The sequence below is a fragment of the Streptomyces tendae genome (assembly GCF_014650435.1).
In the GTDB taxonomy this organism is placed as follows: domain Bacteria; phylum Actinomycetota; class Actinomycetes; order Streptomycetales; family Streptomycetaceae; genus Streptomyces; species Streptomyces tendae.
Window position 1 is genome coordinate 1,022,634 of sequence record NZ_BMUY01000001.1, and the last position, 15,988, is coordinate 1,038,621.

10 protein-coding genes and 1 pseudogene are annotated in these 15,988 nt (G+C 72.3%); 5 read left to right on the forward strand and 6 right to left on the reverse strand.

Going from position 1 to position 15,988, the window contains the following annotated elements; translation table 11 throughout:
• The first annotated feature begins 197 nt into the window (after window positions 1–197).
• Window positions 198–2,483, forward strand: a complete 2,286-nt coding sequence (locus IE258_RS04720; protein ID WP_189739320.1) for a tetratricopeptide repeat protein — start codon at window positions 198–200, stop codon at window positions 2,481–2,483.
• Here IE258_RS04720 and IE258_RS04725 read toward each other — a convergent pair.
• Both IE258_RS04725 and IE258_RS04730 read right to left on the reverse strand, forming a co-directional pair.
• Complete coding sequence (locus tag IE258_RS04725; protein WP_189739180.1) at window positions 2,368–3,060, reverse strand: response regulator; 693 nt, start codon at window positions 3,058–3,060, stop codon at window positions 2,368–2,370. The two genes, IE258_RS04720 and IE258_RS04725, sit on opposite strands and share 116 nt — an antisense overlap.
• Before the next feature lie 274 nt (window positions 3,061–3,334).
• Window positions 3,335–5,008, reverse strand: a complete 1,674-nt coding sequence (locus IE258_RS04730; RefSeq protein ID WP_189739182.1) for a sensor histidine kinase — start codon at window positions 5,006–5,008, stop codon at window positions 3,335–3,337.
• A 154-nt stretch (window positions 5,009–5,162) separates the two neighbouring features.
• On the opposite strand from IE258_RS04730, the gene IE258_RS04735 reads away from it, so the two are divergent.
• The 4 genes from IE258_RS04735 to IE258_RS04750 all read left to right on the forward strand — a co-directional run bounded on the left by IE258_RS04735 (window position 5,163) and on the right by IE258_RS04750 (window position 9,837).
• Entirely contained in the window at window positions 5,163–6,557 is a 1,395-nt protein-coding gene (locus IE258_RS04735; RefSeq protein ID WP_189739185.1) for a cation:dicarboxylate symporter family transporter, read from the forward strand.
• A gap of 152 nt (window positions 6,558–6,709) precedes the next feature.
• Entirely contained in the window at window positions 6,710–7,108 is a 399-nt protein-coding gene (locus IE258_RS04740) for a MerR family transcriptional regulator (RefSeq protein ID WP_189739188.1), read from the forward strand.
• Window positions 7,109–7,119: 11 nt separating this feature from the next.
• The gene (locus tag IE258_RS04745) at window positions 7,120–7,434 is read left to right on the forward strand and encodes a thioredoxin (RefSeq protein WP_189739323.1); all 315 of its coding nucleotides are present in this window, start codon (window positions 7,120–7,122) and stop codon (window positions 7,432–7,434) included.
• A gap of 135 nt (window positions 7,435–7,569) precedes the next feature.
• A complete protein-coding gene (locus IE258_RS04750) occupies window positions 7,570–9,837 on the forward strand; it encodes a HelD family protein (protein WP_189739190.1) in 2,268 nt (755 codons plus the stop codon).
• Window positions 9,838–9,853: 16 nt separating this feature from the next.
• Here IE258_RS04750 and glgB read toward each other — a convergent pair whose 3' ends face one another.
• The 4 genes and pseudogenes from glgB to IE258_RS04770 all read right to left on the reverse strand — a co-directional run.
• Window positions 9,854–12,328, reverse strand: a complete 2,475-nt coding sequence (gene glgB, locus IE258_RS04755) for a 1,4-alpha-glucan branching enzyme (RefSeq protein ID WP_189739193.1) — start codon at window positions 12,326–12,328, stop codon at window positions 9,854–9,856.
• Window positions 12,329–12,368: 40 nt separating this feature from the next.
• Window positions 12,369–13,763 carry a maltokinase N-terminal cap-like domain-containing protein gene (locus IE258_RS04760; RefSeq protein WP_189739196.1) on the reverse strand — a complete coding sequence of 465 codons (1,395 nt, stop codon included), beginning with the start codon at window positions 13,761–13,763 and terminating at the stop codon, window positions 12,369–12,371.
• A gap of 96 nt (window positions 13,764–13,859) precedes the next feature.
• Window positions 13,860–15,560 (reverse strand): maltose alpha-D-glucosyltransferase, encoded by a 1,701-nt coding sequence (gene treS / locus IE258_RS04765; RefSeq protein WP_189739199.1) that lies wholly within the window; start codon window positions 15,558–15,560, stop codon window positions 13,860–13,862.
• Window positions 15,557–15,988: pseudogene (locus tag IE258_RS04770) on the reverse strand (alpha-1,4-glucan--maltose-1-phosphate maltosyltransferase); the annotation flags it as partial. The gene treS and the pseudogene IE258_RS04770, both read right to left, overlap by 4 nt.

The window sequence follows — 15,988 nt, forward strand, 5'->3', positions numbered from 1 at the left end:
GCACGGGAGGAACGGCGCGAATGGAAACGGCACTGCTGACGGCACTGGCCGAGGGCGCGGGCGGGGACGGTGGACGCCGGGCGGTGGAGGCGCTGGCGCGGGCGGTGGGGCTCGACGGCGGCGCGCCTGTCCGGGACATCGCGAAGGCGGCCGCGGAACCGGCGCGGCGGGATGCCGTGCGGAAGTGGGGCGAGACGGTGGCCGAGCTGCTCGCCGCCGAGCCGTCCGGCGTCGCCGGTGCCGTCGCACGGGCCATGGAGCGGTCCGCGCCGGGCAGCGGGGCGTCCCGGTACGGCGGCGATCACGCCGACTTCCGGGGTGGGGTCTTCCTGCGCGAGGTGATCGGCGTACAGGTCCTGATCCAGGAGGGCGCGGCCGCCGGTCCGGAGGCGATGGCGGGCCTGCCGCCGAGGCCCGGCGGGTTCACCGGCCGGGAGCGCGAGACAGAGGACCTGTTGCGCGCGCTGGACCCGGACGGGGCGCGGTCCGCCGCGGCGCCGGTCGCCTCCGTGTCCGGTCTCGGCGGCATCGGCAAGACCGCGCTAGCCGTCGAGGCCGCGTACCTCTCCCGCGAACGGGGCTGGTTCCCCGGCGGGGTCCTCTTCATCGACCTGCACGGCTACGACCGGGAACCCGTGACCGCGGACCGAAGTCTGCGAACCCTGCTGCACGCCCTCGGCACCCCGCCGGAACACGTGCCCACGACGACGGACGAGCGGGCCGCGCTCTACCGCTCGACGCTGGCCGTCCGGGCCCGTGAGCGCGGCGGGGTGCTGGTCCTGGCCGACAACGCCTCGTCGGCCGACCAGGTACGGTCCCTCGTGCCGGGTGACTCCCGGCACCGCGTCCTGGTCACGTCCCGCGACCGCCTGCCACAACTCGGTGCACGGCTCCTGCCCCTGGACGAACTCGGAACGAGCGAGGCGTACGAACTCCTCGACCGCGCCCTGCGGATCGCCGATCCGCACGACGGCCGGGTGGGCGACGACCCTGGCACGAGCGACCGACTCGCGAGCCTCTGCGGGCACCTTCCGCTGGCCCTGCAGATCGCGGCCGCCCTGCTGGCGGCCGATCCGGGCAAGCCGGTGAGCGAACTCGTGGCCGAACTGGCCGAGGCCCACGACCGCCTGGACCACCTCGACGACGGCGAACGCAGCGTCCGCGCCGCCTTCGAGCTGTCCTACCGTCGGCTGTCGCCCGAGCAGGCCCGGCTGCTGCGCCTGCTCGCCCTCGCGCCTGGACCCGAGGTGAGCGACGAGGTCGTCGCCGCGCTGGTCGGCGCCGGCCGTCCTTTGGTGCGTGACCAGCACGCCCTGGCCCGGGCGCACCTCGTGGAGCGGGGGCACACGCGTGGGTGGTGGCGACTGCACGACCTGGTGCGGGTGTTCGGGGCGGGAGTGGTGGCCCGAGCAGAGGGTGACGCCGCGCGGGCGCGTGTGCTGCGGCACTACCTGGAGCGGGCCGGCGCGGCGGACGCCCGCCTGAAGCCCCGCACGGAGGACGACGAGGAGACCGGGTCGTTCCGGAGCCGCGAGGAGGCACTCGCCTGGTTCGACGCGGAGCGCGCCGGGCTCGTGGCCGCCGTCCAGTGGGCGACGGACCGCCCACTGGCCTTCGACGCCGTCCGGCTCTCCAGTGCGCTCGGTGAGTACTTCGAGTGGCGGCGCTTCTTCGACGACGCGGTCACCGTGTGCCACGCCGCCTGTGCCGCCGCACGCCGAGAGGGCGACAAGGCCGTCGAAGCCGCCGCCTGGAACAGGATGGGAACCGCCCTGCGGGGAGGCAGCCGGCTCAGGGAGGCGTGGGAGGCGCACCAACGGGCGGGCGACCTCTACCACGCGGTGGGCCACGACAACGGCGAGGCGATGGCGATGGCCAACCTCGGCACCATCCTCAGCGATGTGGGTCGGATCGACGAAGCCGTCGAAGCCTTCCACACCGCCCTCGACCTGTTCCGCCGCACCGGCGACCGGCACGGCGAGGCCGGTGTGTGGAACAACCTCGCCATCCCCCTGCGCAAGTCCGGCCGCGTGGACGAGGCCCTCGACGCCCTCCGGGCGGCGCTCGACCTCTACCGGGAGACGGGGGACCGGCCCCGCGAGGGCAGGGCCTGGCACAACTACGCCGTCGCCCTCAACGCACGCGGCCGTACGGCGGAAGCCGTGACCGCCTGCCTCGACAGTCTGGACATCTGCGAGGAGTTCGAGGACTGGCACGGCGCCGCCCGGACGCTGTACGCCCTCGGGCTCGTGCACGAGACGGCCGGAGACGCCGAGCGGGCCCGCGCCCGCATGACGCAGGCCGCCGAAGCCTACGAGCGGGCGGGCTCGCCCGAGGAGGCCGAGCAGGCCCGCAGGGCGGCGCGGCTCACCGGCCCCGCACCCACCGGTACACCAACTCCGGCCGCCCCACCTGCCCGTACTGCGGGCTCCGGCCCGCCCGGCCCGCGTCCACCAGGTGCTCCAGGTAACGCCGGGCCGTGATGCGGGAGATGCCCACCGCTTCCGCGACCCCGGCGGCCGTGAGGCCCTCGGCCGAGCCGCGCAGGGCGCCCGTCACGCGTTCCAGGGTCGGGCCGCTCAGGCCCTTGGGCAGGGCCGCCGGTCCGGGGGCGCGGAGGGTGGCCAGGGCGCGGTCCACCTCTTCCTGGCCGCTGGCCTCCCCGGCGGTCCCCCGGAACTCCGCGTAGCGGACCAGGCGGTCGCGCAGGGTGGCGAAGGTGAAGGGCTTCAGGACGTACTGGACGACGCCCAGCGACACCCCCTCGCGCACCATCGTCAGGTCCCGTGCCGACGTCACCGCTATCACGTCGGTGTGGTGTCCCGCCGCGCGCAGTGACCGGGCCAGCTGGAGTCCGTGCACGTCCGGCAGGTGCAGGTCGAGCAGGAGCAGGTCGACCGGCGTGCGGTCCAGCATGCGGCGGGCCTCCGCACCCGTGTGCGCCTTGCCGACCGCGACGAACCCCGGCACCCGGCCGACGTACATCACGTGCGCGTCGGCGGCGACCGGGTCGTCCTCGACGACCAGGACCCGGATGGGCTGTGCGTCGGCGGTGCTCATGCGGAGCCCCCTAGGGGGTGTCGTTTGGATCTTGCCGGGGTCGCGGGGCCTGGCACGCGCATCTGCGGCGTTGTCGTCGGTTGCCAGGGCTCCGCCCTGTCGCCCTCCTCCGCCTTGCAGATGCACGCACCATGCCCCGCTCGGGTCGGCCACAAGGCACCGTAGGCCGCGGCCGGCCTGATCCAAACGAGACCCCCGGGGTGGGCGCGCCGCACGCCGACGGCGGTCCGGCGGTCCGTGTCGGCCGGGACGAGGGGCACGGGGCGTCGCCGTCTCACACCGCACCCCCGGACCTCGGTCTGCCGCCCGTCACCCCGGCCGGTGCCGACCCGCCGCGCCCTGCATCCCCCAGCGGCAGCCGGGCCTCGAAGCGGGCGCCGCCGCCCTCCGCCTCCGTGACGGTCAGGGTGCCGTCGTGCCGCCGTACCGCCTGCCGGACCAGGGCCAGGCCCAGGCCGCGGCCGCCCTCCCCGGCCGGCTTGGTCGAGTAGCCCCGCTGGAAGACCAGGTCGGCGTGGGCCGGATCGACCCCGGCGCCGGTGTCCGACACCCGCAGTACCAGCTCGGAGCCGCCGACGCCGGAAGCCTCCGTGTACGCCGCCACCGTCACCCGTGACGGCACCGCCCCCTGTGCCGCGTCCACCGCGTTGTCCACCAGGTTGCCCAGGATCGTCACCAGGTCCCGGGCGGGCAGCGACGGCGGCAGCAGTCCGTCGTCCAGTCGGCTGTCCTGCGACACCACCAGCTCCACTCCCCGCTCGTTGGCCTGCGCCGTCTTGCCCAGCAGCAGCGCCGCGAGCACCGGCTCGCTCACCGCCGCCACCACCTGGTCGGTGAGGGCCTGCGCCAGCTCCAGCTCCGCCGTCGCGAACTCCACGGCCTCCTCCGCCCGTCCCAGCTCGATCAGCGAGACCACCGTGTGCAGCCGGTTCGCCGCCTCGTGCGCTTGCGAGCGCAGCGCCTGCGTGAAACCGCGCTCCGAGTTCAGCTCGCCCGTCAGCGACTGCAGTTCGGTCACGTCCCGCAGCGTCACCACCGTGCCACGGCGCTCACCCCCGGAGACCGGCGAGGTGTTCACCACCAGCACCCGGTCCGCCGCCAGGTGCACCTCGTCCACCCGCTGCTCCGACGCCAGCAGCGCCCCGGTCAGCTGCGACGGCAGCCCGAGGTCCGCCACCGAGGCGCCGACCACGTCACCGCGCACGCCGAGCAGCTCGCGTCCGCCGTCGTTGATCAGCGCGACACGGTACTGCCCGTCCAGCATCAGCAGCCCCTCCCGCACCGCGTGCAGCGCCGCCTGATGGTAGTCGTGCATCCGGCTCAGCTCGTCGGCGTTCATGCCGTGCGTGTGCCGGCGCAGCCGCGCGTTGATCACGTACGTACCGACCGCGCCGAGCAGCAGCGCTCCGGCCGCGACCCCCGACAGGGCCGTGAGCTGCTCCTGCGCCCGCTTGCTGATCTCCTCGACCTTGATCCCTGCACTGACCAGGCCGACGATCCGGCCGTCGTCCCTGATCGGCGTGACCGCCCGGACCGAGGGGCCGAGCGTGCCCGTGTACGTCTCGGTGAAGGTCTGACCCCGCTGCGCACGCTCGATGTGGCCCTGGAATGGATGGCCGATTTCCGTCGGCTCCGGGTGGGTCCAGCGGATGCCCTCCGGATTCATGATCGTCACGAAGTCCACGTCCGTGTCCTGCATCACCCGCACCGCGTACGGCTGCAGGCGCGCCGTCGGGTCCGGGGTGCGGATCGCCTCCGCCACGGACGGCGAGTCGGCGATCGCCAGCGACACCGCCCTGGCCTGGCGCCCGGCCGCCTCCTCCGCCTGCCCCCGGTCGCTGATGTAGCTGAACAGCGCGTACCCGACCACGACGACCGCTATGAGTACGGCCTGCATGGCGAAGAGCTGCCCCGCCAGGCTGCGGGGTCTCGGGACGCGGAGGTGCATGCCGCCAGTCTCCCTCCTGGCTGGATTGTGAACTAAATGAACGCAAGGGTGACCGCGCTCACATGCCGGGAGATAGTCACCCCGTCCCCGCTACACACCCCCGGACGTGAGCCGCACGCCGGTGATGCCGACGACGTCGTCAAGGAGGGCCGCCGTGACCAGCAAAGCCGCTACGGCACCTGCCGCACCCAAAGCCAAGCGCGACCGCACGCACTATCTCTACATAGCCGTGATCATCGCGGTCGCCCTCGGTATCGCCGTCGGTCTGATCGCGCCGGACTTCGCGACCGAGCTGAAGCCGCTCGGTACGGGCTTCGTGAACCTGATCAAGATGATGATCTCGCCGATCATCTTCTGCACGATCGTGCTGGGCATCGGTTCGGTCCGCAAGGCCGCCAAGGTCGGCGCGGTCGGCGGTATCGCCCTGGTCTACTTCCTCGTGATGTCGCTGGTGGCGCTCGCCATCGGTTTGATCGTCGGCAACATCCTGGACCCGGGCACGGGCCTCGCGGTCACCGACGCCGTCAAGGAGACCGGCCAGGCACAGGTCGACGCGGAGGCCAAGGGCACCGTCGACTTCCTGATGGGCATCATCCCGACCACGATCGTCTCCGCCTTCACCGCGGGCGAGGTGCTCCAGACCCTGCTCATCGCCCTGCTCTGCGGCTTCGCCCTGCAGGCCATGGGCTCCGCCGGGCAGCCCGTCCTGCGCGGCATCGAGCACATCCAGCGGCTGGTCTTCCGCGTCCTGGCGATGATCATGTGGGCCGCCCCCGTCGGTGCCTTCGGCGCCATCGCCGCCGTCACCGGGTCGGCGGGCGTCGACGCCCTCAAGAGCCTGGCCGTGCTGATGCTCGGCTTCTACGTGACCTGCGTCCTCTTCCTCTTCCTGGTCCTCGGTACGGTGCTGCGCGTCGTCGCCGGGATCAACGTCTTCTCGCTCTTCAAGTACCTGGGCCGCGAGTTCCTGCTGATCCTGTCCACCTCCTCCTCCGAGTCGGCGCTGCCGCGCCTCATCGCGAAGATGGAGCACCTGGGCGTCAGCAAGCCGGTGGTCGGCATCACCGTCCCGACCGGCTACTCGTTCAACCTCGACGGCACCATGATCTACATGACCATGGCCTCGCTGTTCATCTCGGACGCCATGGGTACGCCGATGTCGATCGGCGAGCAGATCCCGCTGCTGCTCTTCCTGCTGGTGGCCTCCAAGGGCGCCGCCGGTGTCTCCGGCGCCGGTCTCGCCACGCTGGCCGGCGGCCTGCAGTCGCACAAGCCCGCCCTGGTGGACGGCATCGGCCTGATCGTCGGCATCGACCGCTTCATGAGCGAGGCCCGCGCGCTGACCAACTTCGGCGGCAACGCCGTCGCCACCGTCCTCATCGGCACCTGGACCAAGGAGATCGACAAGGACCGGGTGAACGAGGTGCTGGCCGGCCGGGCCCCGTTCGACGAGAAGACCCTCCTGGACGACGGCCACGGCGCCGCCGACGGCGACGACACCCCGGACCTGCCCGAGCAGGGCGGCGAGAAGGAGCTGGCGCGGGCCTGACGCCCACCCGCTCGGGCTGCTCCCGCACACGCCGGGCGGCTGAGGTGCTCCCCCCGTTGCTCAGCCGCCCGGTCCCCCGAAGAAGCCCCGCGCCCTCCCCCGGCGCGGGGCTTCTTGCCTTGACGTCGGCGTCAAGGCTTACGTTCGTCGGTATGCGAATCGGCGAGCTGGCCGCACGGGCCGGGACCACCACGCGGACGCTGCGGTACTACGAGTCGCGGGGCCTGCTGACCGCCCGACGGGGCGGCAACGGCTACCGGACCTACGACGAGGACGACCTGAAGCTGCTGCGGCAGATCAGGACCCTCCAGGACTTCGGGTTCGACCTGGAGGAGACCCGCCCCTTCGTGGAGTGCCTGCGCGCCGGGCACCCCGAGGGCGACTCCTGCCCGGCGTCGCTGGTGGTCTACCGGCGGAAGCTGGGCGAGCTGGACACGCTGATCGAGCAGCTCACGTCGGTGCGCGCGCAGGTCGCCGCGCAGCTGACGCGGGCCGAGGCGGCGGCTCCGGGGGGCCCGGAGCCCAAGTGCGAACTGGGAGGACACGGATGAGTTCCCATGGGGTGCCCGAGGTGACGGACGCGGACTTCGCGGCGGAGGTGATCGGCTCCGAGCTGCCCGTACTGGTGGAGTTCACCGCCGACTGGTGCCCGCCCTGCCGGCAGATGGCGCCGGTGCTCAGCGCTCTGGCCGAGGAGGAGGGCGACCGGCTGCGGGTGGTGCAGCTGAACGTCGACCGGAACCCGGCGACCACGAACGCCTACAAGGTGCTGTCGATGCCGACGTTCATGGTGTTCCGCGGCGGTGAGCCGGTGAAGTCGATGGTGGGCTCCCGGCCCAAGCGGCGGCTCCTGGAGGAACTGTCCGACGTGGTCTGACCGGCCCGGCCCACGGACTGGCCGGCGCAGAAAAAATCCCCCGAGCAATTGCGCTCGGGGGATTTCTCTGCGTATATTCGTTGATTCGTGACTTCAGGAAAATGAGGTCGCGAAGAAGTTCAGTAGGCACAGTATATGCGGCCGGGAGTGGAATTGTCAAACACCGAATTTCCGGACGATGAATTGCTGCACGAGCAGGAATTCATCGACGGACTGTACGCGCGCGTGGACGCGCTGCGCGGCGACGCCGAGGACTCCGTGACCGACGCGCTCGCGCAGGGCAACACCCCGCAGCAGGCCCGCCTGGAGCGGGACATCCTGGTTGCCGAGCGCTCCGGGCTGCTCGCCGCGCTCAACGCTGTGGACGGCTCCCTCTGCTTCGGCCGGATCGACCTCACCTCCGGGGAGGGCCACCACATCGGCCGCATCGGCCTGCGCGCCGACGACGCCGAACGCACCCCCGTCCTCATCGACTGGCGGGCCGGTGTCGCCCGCCCCTTCTACCTGGCCACCGGCCACACCCCGATGGGTCTGCGCCGCCGCCGGCACATCACCAGCGAGGGCCGCACGGTCACCGCCCTGCACGACGAGATCCTCGACCTCGGCGACGAGAGGCGCACCGGCCACGAGGACCCCTCCGGCGACGCCGTGCTGCTCGCCGCGCTGAACTCGGCGCGCACCGGCCGCATGGGCGACATCGTGCAGACCATCCAGGCCGACCAGGACCGCATCATCCGCGCCCCGCACCGCGGCGTCCTGGTCGTCGAGGGCGGCCCCGGCACCGGCAAGACCGCCGTCGCCCTGCACCGCGCCGCCTACCTCCTCTACGAGCACCGCGAGCTGCTCGCCAAGCGCGCCGTCCTCATCGTCGGCCCCAACCCGGCCTTCCTCGGCTACATCGGCGAGGTGCTGCCCTCGCTGGGCGAGACCGGCGTGCTCCTCGCCACCGTCGGCGAGCTGTTCCCCGGCGTGAAGGCCACCGCCGCCGACACCCCCGAGGCGGCGGCCGTGAAGGGCCGGGCCGGGATGGCCGACGTGCTCGCCGAGGTGGTCCGCGACCGGCAGGCGCTGCCCGACCCGGTGATCGCGATCGAGCACGACCGGGACGTCCTCATGCTCGACGACGACCTGGTCAACGTCGCCCGCGAGCGCACCCGCGCCGCGAAGCTGCCGCACAATGCGGCCCGCGAGCACTTCGAGGGCCACATCCTCAACACCCTGACCGACATGGTCGCCGAGCGCATCGGCACCGACCCCTACGACGGCACCAACCTCCTCGACCCCAGCGACATCACCCAGATCCGCGACGAACTCGCTGAGAATCCCGAGGTCTGGTCCGCCATCGACCAGCTGTGGCCCCGGATCACCCCGCACCGCCTGGTCGCCGACTTCCTCGCCGCCCCCGAGTCCTTCCTGCCCGCCGAGGACGCCGCCGCCGTCCGCCGTCCGGTCACCCGGCGCTGGACCGTCGCCGACGTGCCCCTGCTGGACGAGGCGGCCGAACTGCTCGGCGTGGACGACCGGATCGCCCGGACCCGCGCGGAACGCGAGCGCGAGGAGCAGATCGCCTACGCGCAGGGCGTCCTCGACGTGTCGTACGCGTCGCGCACCTACGAGTTCGAGGACAAGGACGAGGAGGACGCCGAGGTCCTGTCCGCGCACGACATCATCGACGCCGAGCGCTTCGCCGAACGCCAGGAGGAGGACGACCACCGCAGCGCCGCCGAACGCGCGGCGGCCGACCGCACCTGGGCGTTCGGGCACATCATCGTGGACGAGGCGCAGGAGCTGTCCCCGATGGCCTGGCGGCTGCTGATGCGTCGCTGCCCCACCCGCTCCATGACCCTGGTGGGCGACCCGGCGCAGACCGCCGAGGCGGCCGGCGTCGGCTCCTGGTCGAAGATCCTCGCCCCGTACGTCGAGGACCGCTGGGAGCACACCCGCCTGGGCGTCAACTACCGCACCCCGGCCGAGATCATGGACCTGGCGGCGGCCGTCGTCCGCGCCGACGACCCGGAGTTCACGCCGCCCAGCTCGGTCCGCTCGACGGGCGTACGCCCCTGGATCCGCGCCACCGGTGACCTCCCGGCCGCCGTCGCCGAGGCGGCCCGTGAGCTGACCCCCGAGGAGGGCCGCCTCGCCGTCATCGCCCCGCGCGAGCTGCACCGGGTGCTCGCGCCCCGGCTCGACGGCGTGAGCGCGGGCGCCGAGCCCGACCTCACCCACCGCGTCGTCCTGCTCGACCCGCGCCAGTCCAAGGGCCTGGAGTTCGACTCCGTCCTGGTCGTCGAACCCGGCCGCTACGGCACCAGCGACCTGTACGTCGCCCTCACCCGCGCCACCCAGCACCTCGGCGTCCTCCACAGCGAGCCGCTGCCGAAGGGGCTGGTGGACGCGGGCTGACGGACGGGCCGCCCGGTCAGGCCGGACGCAGCCACACCGTCGCCAGGGGCGGCAGGGTCAGCCGGATGCTCGCCGGGCGGCCGTGCCACCCCTGCGCGTCCGGCTTGACCGCGTGCGGGTTCAGCACGTCACCGCCCCCGTAATGGGCCGCGTCGGTGTTGAGCACCTCGTGCCAGGCAGGGACGTCGTCGGGGACGCCGAGGCGGTAGCCGGAGCGGACCACCGGGGCGAAGTTCGACACCGCGAGCAGTGGGGTGCCGTCGGCGTCCAGGCGCAGGAACGCCAGCACGTCGTCGTCGGCGGCGTCCCCGACCACCCAGGCGAACCCGGACGGGTGGGTGTCGCGCCGCCACAGCGCGGGCGTGGCCCGGTAGACGGTGTTCAGGTCCCGCACCAGGTCGCGCACGCCCCGGTGGTCCGCGGCGGCCCCGTACTCCGGGTCCAGCAGCCACCAGTCGGGGCCGTGCGCCTCCGACCACTCCGCGCCTTGGGCGAACTCCTGTCCCATGAAGAGGAGTTGTTTGCCGGGGTGGGCCCACATGTAGCCCAGGTACGCCCGCTCGTTGGCACGCTGCTGCCACCAGTCGCCGGGCATCTTCGACACCAGCGACTTCTTGCCGTGCACCACCTCGTCGTGGGATATCGGCAGCACGTAGTTCTCGCTGTACGCGTACACCATGGAGAAGGTCAGCTCGCCGTGGTGGTACTTGCGGTGCACCGGCTCGCGGCCCATGTACTCCAGCGAGTCGTGCATCCAGCCCATGTTCCACTTCAGGCCGAAACCCAGCCCGCCGAAGCCGCTCGGGCCCTTGTGGTGCGTGGCTCGCGTGACCCCGTCCCAGGCCGTCGACTCCTCCGCCACCGTCACGACGCCGGGCACCCGCCGGTACAGCGTCGCGTTCATCTCCTGGAGGAACGCCACCGCGTCCAGGTTCTCCCGGCCGCCGTGCTCGTTCGGCGTCCACTGGCCCGGCTCGCGCGAGTAGTCCAGGTAGAGCATCGAGGCGACGGCGTCCACGCGCAGCCCGTCGATGTGGAACTCCTCGCACCAGTACACGGCGTTGGCGACCAGGAAGTTGCGCACCTCACGGCGGCCGAAGTCGAACTCCAGCGTCCCCCAGTCCGGATGCGCCGCCCGCAGCGGATCGGAGTGCTCGTACAGCGGGCGCCCGTCGAACTCGGCCAGCGCCCAGTCGTCCCGCGGGAAGTGCGCGGGCACCCAGTCCATCAGCACGCCGATCCCGGCCCGGTGCAGCCGGTCGACCAGGTATTTGAAGTCGTCGGGGTCGCCGAGCCGGGCGGTGGGCGCGTAGAAGCCGGTGACCTGGTATCCCCAGGAGCCGCCGAAGGGGTGCTCGGCGACCGGCATCAGCTCGACGTGGGTGAAGCCGAGGTCCGCGACGTAGGCGGGGAGCTGCTCGGCCAGGTCCCGGTAGGTCAGGCCGGGGCGCCAGGAGGGCAGGTGGACCTCGTACACCGACATGGGCGCCTCGTGCGCGGGCGCGTCGGCGCGGTGGGCCAGCCACTCCTCGTCGCCCCAGGTGTAGTCCGAGGCGTGCACGACGGAGGACGTGGCGGGCGGCACCTCCGTACGGCGGGCCAGCGGGTCGGCGCGGAAGGTGCGGGAGCCGTCGGGCCGGGTGATCTCGAACTTGTACAGCTCGCCCGCGCCGACGCCGGGCAGGAACAGCTCCCACACCCCGGTCGAGCCGAGCGAGCGCATCGGGTGTCCGGTGCCGTCCCAGAAGTTGAAGCCGCCGGCCACCCGGACCCCGCGCGCGTTCGGCGCCCACACCGCGAACCGGGTGCCCGCCACCCCGTCGTGGGTCTCCGGGTGCGCGCCCAGCGCCCGCCACAGCTGCTCGTGCCGCCCCTCGCCGATCAGGTGCAGGTCCAGCTCGCCCAGGGTGGGCAGGAAGCGGTACGGGTCCTCGACCTCCTGGACCGTCCCCTCGTACGCCACGAGGAACCGGTACAGCGGGACCTCGCTCAGCGGCACCAGGCCGGAGAAGAACCCGTCGCCGTCGTCGTGCAGCTCGACCCGCAGCTCCCCGGACAGCACGGTCACCGCCAGGGCGTACGGCCGGAACGCGCGGAACGCGACCCCGCCGGGCACCCGATGGGCGCCGAGCACGGCGTGCGGGTCGTGGTGCGTGCCGGCGAGCAGCCGCTCCCGGTCGCCGGCGTCCAGCGCGGGGGAGCCGGCGGCCTCGGCCCGGGGCGGGGCGGCGGCCTCCCGGGGCGCGGCCTGCTTCGTCGCGCTCTTCTTCGTGGCGGTCTTCTTGGTGGCGGTCTTCTGCGCGCCCTTCTTGTTCGCGACGGCCTTCTTGGCGATGGCCTTTTTTGCAACGGCCTCTTTTGCGACGGCCTTCTTCGCGACGGGCTTCTCGGCGGCCTTGGCCGTCTTCTTCCCGGCTGTCTTCTTCCCGGCTGTCTTCTTCCCGGTCGTCTTCCTCGGTTCGGGGCCGCTGGACGAGGGGCGGGGGGTCACGGGTGGAGCCTCCTGGGCGAAGTGGGGGCGGGCGGGGGCGTCAGGCCGGCTCGGGCACGGACAGGCGGCGCACCGCCGCCAGCGGCACCGGGAGCCAGTCGGGACGGTGCCGGGCCTCGTACAGGACCTCGTAGACCGCCTTGTCCGTCTCGTAGGCGCGCAGCAGCACGGGGTCGGTGCGCGGGTCCCGGCCGCCGCCCTCCGCGTACCCGGTGCAGTACGCGGCCCGGCAGGAGTCGGCCCAGCCCGGCACGCGGACCTCGGCCGAGTGCGCGGCGTAGTCGAAGGAGCGCAGCATCCCCGCGACGTCCCGCACCGCCGGCTGCGGAAGCCGGCGCTCGGCCAGGGGCTTCGCCGGCTCGCCCTCGAAGTCGATCAGCGACCACTCGCCGTCGGGGGAGCGCAGGCACTGGCCGAGGTGCAGGTCGCCGTGGACGCGCTGGGCGGTCCAGGTGCGGCCCTCGGCGGCCAGGTCGGCCAGCGCGGTGAACGCCGTCCCCAGCGCGGGCGCGTACGACCGGAGCAGGGGCACGGCCCGCGCGGCCTCCGCCAGCCGCTCGCTCATGCCGTCGGCGAGCCGCCTCACCTGGGCCTGGCCGACGGTGGCGGTCGGCAGCGCGCGGGCCAGCGCGGTGTGCACCTCGGCGGTGGCCCGCCCGAGCGCCCGGGCCTCGGCGACGAAGTCCTCGCCCTTGGCCAGCTCGCGCAGCGCCAGCTCCCAGCCGTCGGTCGCGCCCTGCAGATAGGGCTGGAGCACGCCCAGCACCCAGGACCGACCGGCCAGGTCGGCCACCATCCACCCGGCCGGTGCCGGCACCCGGGGGCAGCCCTCGCGGGCCAGGGCCAGCGGCAGCTCCAGGTCGGGGTTGACGCCGGGGACGATCCGCCGCAGCAGCTTGAGGATGAACGTATCTCCGTACACGACCGAGGAGTTCGACTGCTCGGCGGTCATCAGCCGCGGCACCAGACCGGCGCGTATGTCCTCCTCCGGTGACCGCTCGAAGCGCAGGCCCCCGATGCGGGCCCGGGTGCGCAGCGCCTCCAGCAGCACCTCGGCGGGGCGGGTGTCGTACAGGGCGTCGTAGGCGGTGCGTCCGGCCGCCGGGCCCTCGGCCACATGCCCGATCAGCGCGGGCGCGAGCCGGGGCGGCAGCGCCTCGCGGGTGCCTATCAGGAGCTGGTAGCAGTCGCCGGGCTCCTCGGCCGCGCCACCGGCGGGTGTGTGCCGCTGGTGGGCGCGGACCAGCACGTGGTGCAGGCCGAGGCGGGAGTCGGCCGGAAGCAGTTCGGTGGCCGCGACCAGCGAGAAGCCGGTGACCGGGCGCCCCTTGCCGGCGAACCAGCGCTGCCGCGGCAGCCACTCCCGCAGCAGTGGATCGAGTGACGCAAGGAGGCCGGGCGGGCTCGTATCGGTGCGTATGACGGCTTCCGACATGACGTCGCGTCCTTTCCCCGGATCGTCGGGGTGGTTACTGATGCGTGCCCCGGGCGGAGCGGCGGAAACCGCGCCGCCCGGGGACGGGGCCGGTGTCTAGACGGCGTCCTTGCGCAGCCGGAACCAGTAGAAGCCGTGCCCGCCCAGGGTCAGCAGGTACGGCAGGTCGCCGACGGCGGGGAAGCGGACCCCGCCGAACAGCTCGACCGGATGGCGTCCGCCGAAGGCGCTGAGGTCCAGCTCGGTGGGCTGCGCGAACCGGGAGAAGTTGTGGACGCACAGCACCAGGTCGTCCCCGTACTCCCGCAGGAAGGCCAGGACCGCCGGGTTCGACGAGGGCAGCTCGGTGTAGGTGCCCAGGCCGAAGGCCACGTTCTGCTTGCGGATCTCGATCATGCGGCGGGTCCAGTGCAGCAGGGAGGACGGCGAGGCCATGGACGCCTCGACGTTCGTCACCTGGTAACCGTGGACCGGGTCCATGATCGTGGGCAGGAAGAGGCGGCCCGGGTCGGACGAGGAGAAGCCGGCGTTGCGGTCGGGCGTCCACTGCATCGGGGTGCGCACGGCGTCGCGGTCGCCGAGCCAGATGTTGTCGCCCATGCCGATCTCGTCGCCGTAGTAGAGGATCGGCGAGCCGGGCAGGGACAGCAGCAGGGCCGTGAACAGCTCGATCTGGTTGCGGTCGTTGTCGAGGAGCGGGGCCAGGCGCCGGCGGATGCCGATGTTGGCGCGCATGCGCGGGTCCTTGGCGTACTCCGCGTACATGTAGTCGCGTTCCTCGTCGGTGACCATCTCCAGGGTCAGCTCGTCGTGGTTGCGCAGGAAGATGCCCCACTGGCAGCCGGACGGGATCGCGGGAGTTTTGGCGAGGATCTCGGAGACCGGGTAGCGGGACTCCCTTCTGACCGCCATGAAGATGCGCGGCATGACCGGGAAGTGGAAGGCCATGTGGCACTCGTCGCCGCCCGCGGCGTAGTCGCCGAAGTAGTCGACGACGTCCTCCGGCCACTGGTTGGCCTCCGCCAGCACCACCGTGTCCGGGTACTGCGCGTCGATCTCCTTGCGCACCCGCTTCAGGAAGTCGTGCGTGCGCGGGAGGTTCTCGCAGTTGGTGCCCTCCTCCTGGTACAGGTAGGGCACCGCGTCCAGCCGGAACCCGTCGATGCCCAGGTCCAGCCAGAACTTCAGCGCGGAGATCATCTCCTCCTGCACGACCGGGTTCTCGTAGTTGAGGTCCGGCTGGTGGGAGAAGAACCGGTGCCAGTAGTACTGCTTGCGCACCGGGTCGTACGTCCAGTTGGACGCCTCGGTGTCGACGAAGATGATCCGCGCGTCCTGGAACTGCTTGTCGTCGTCGGCCCAGACGTAGTAGTCGCCGTACGGCCCGTCCGGGTTTCTGCGGGACTCCTGGAACCACGGGTGCTGGTCGCTGGTGTGGTTCATGACGAAGTCGATGATCACGCGCATGCCGCGCTGGTGGGCCGCGTCCACGAACTCCACGAAGTCGGCCAGGTCGCCGAACTCGGGCAGTACGGCGGTGTAGTCGGAGACGTCGTAACCGCCGTCGCGCAGCGGTGACTTGAAGAAGGGCGGGAGCCACAGGCAGTCCACGCCCAGCCATTGCAGGTAGTCCAGCTTGGCGGTCAGGCCCTTGAGATCACCGATGCCGTCGCCGTTGCTGTCCTGGAAGGAGCGGACGAGGACCTCGTAGAAGACGGCTCGTTTGAACCAGTCCGGGTCCCGGTCCTTGGCGGGGGTGTCCTCGAAGGTGTCCGGCACGGGCTCGTTGACGATCATGTGGTGGGTGACCCTCCGATCTGCGGGTGGGACGGTCGCAGAACCGTGCAGACGTGCGCGGGCGTACGGCCCGGCTCCAGGCGCACATAGTTGGCCCTGCCCCAGTGGTAGGTCTCGCCGGTCAGCTCGTCGCGGACCGGCACCGACTCGTGCCAGTCCAGGCCGAGTTGCGGCATGTCCAACGAGACCGTGGCCTCCTGGGTGTGGCGGGGGTCGAGGTTGACGACCACCAGAACCGTGTTCGACCCCTGCCGCTTCGAGTAGGCGATCACCTCTTCCTTGTCCGTGGTGTGGAAGTGCAGATCGCGCAGTTGGTGGAGCGCCGGGTTCTCGCGTCGGATGGTGTTGAGGCGGGTGATGAGGGGGGCGATGGTGGTGCCCTCGCGGGCGGCGCGGGTCCAGTCGCGGGGTTTGAGCTGGTATTTCTC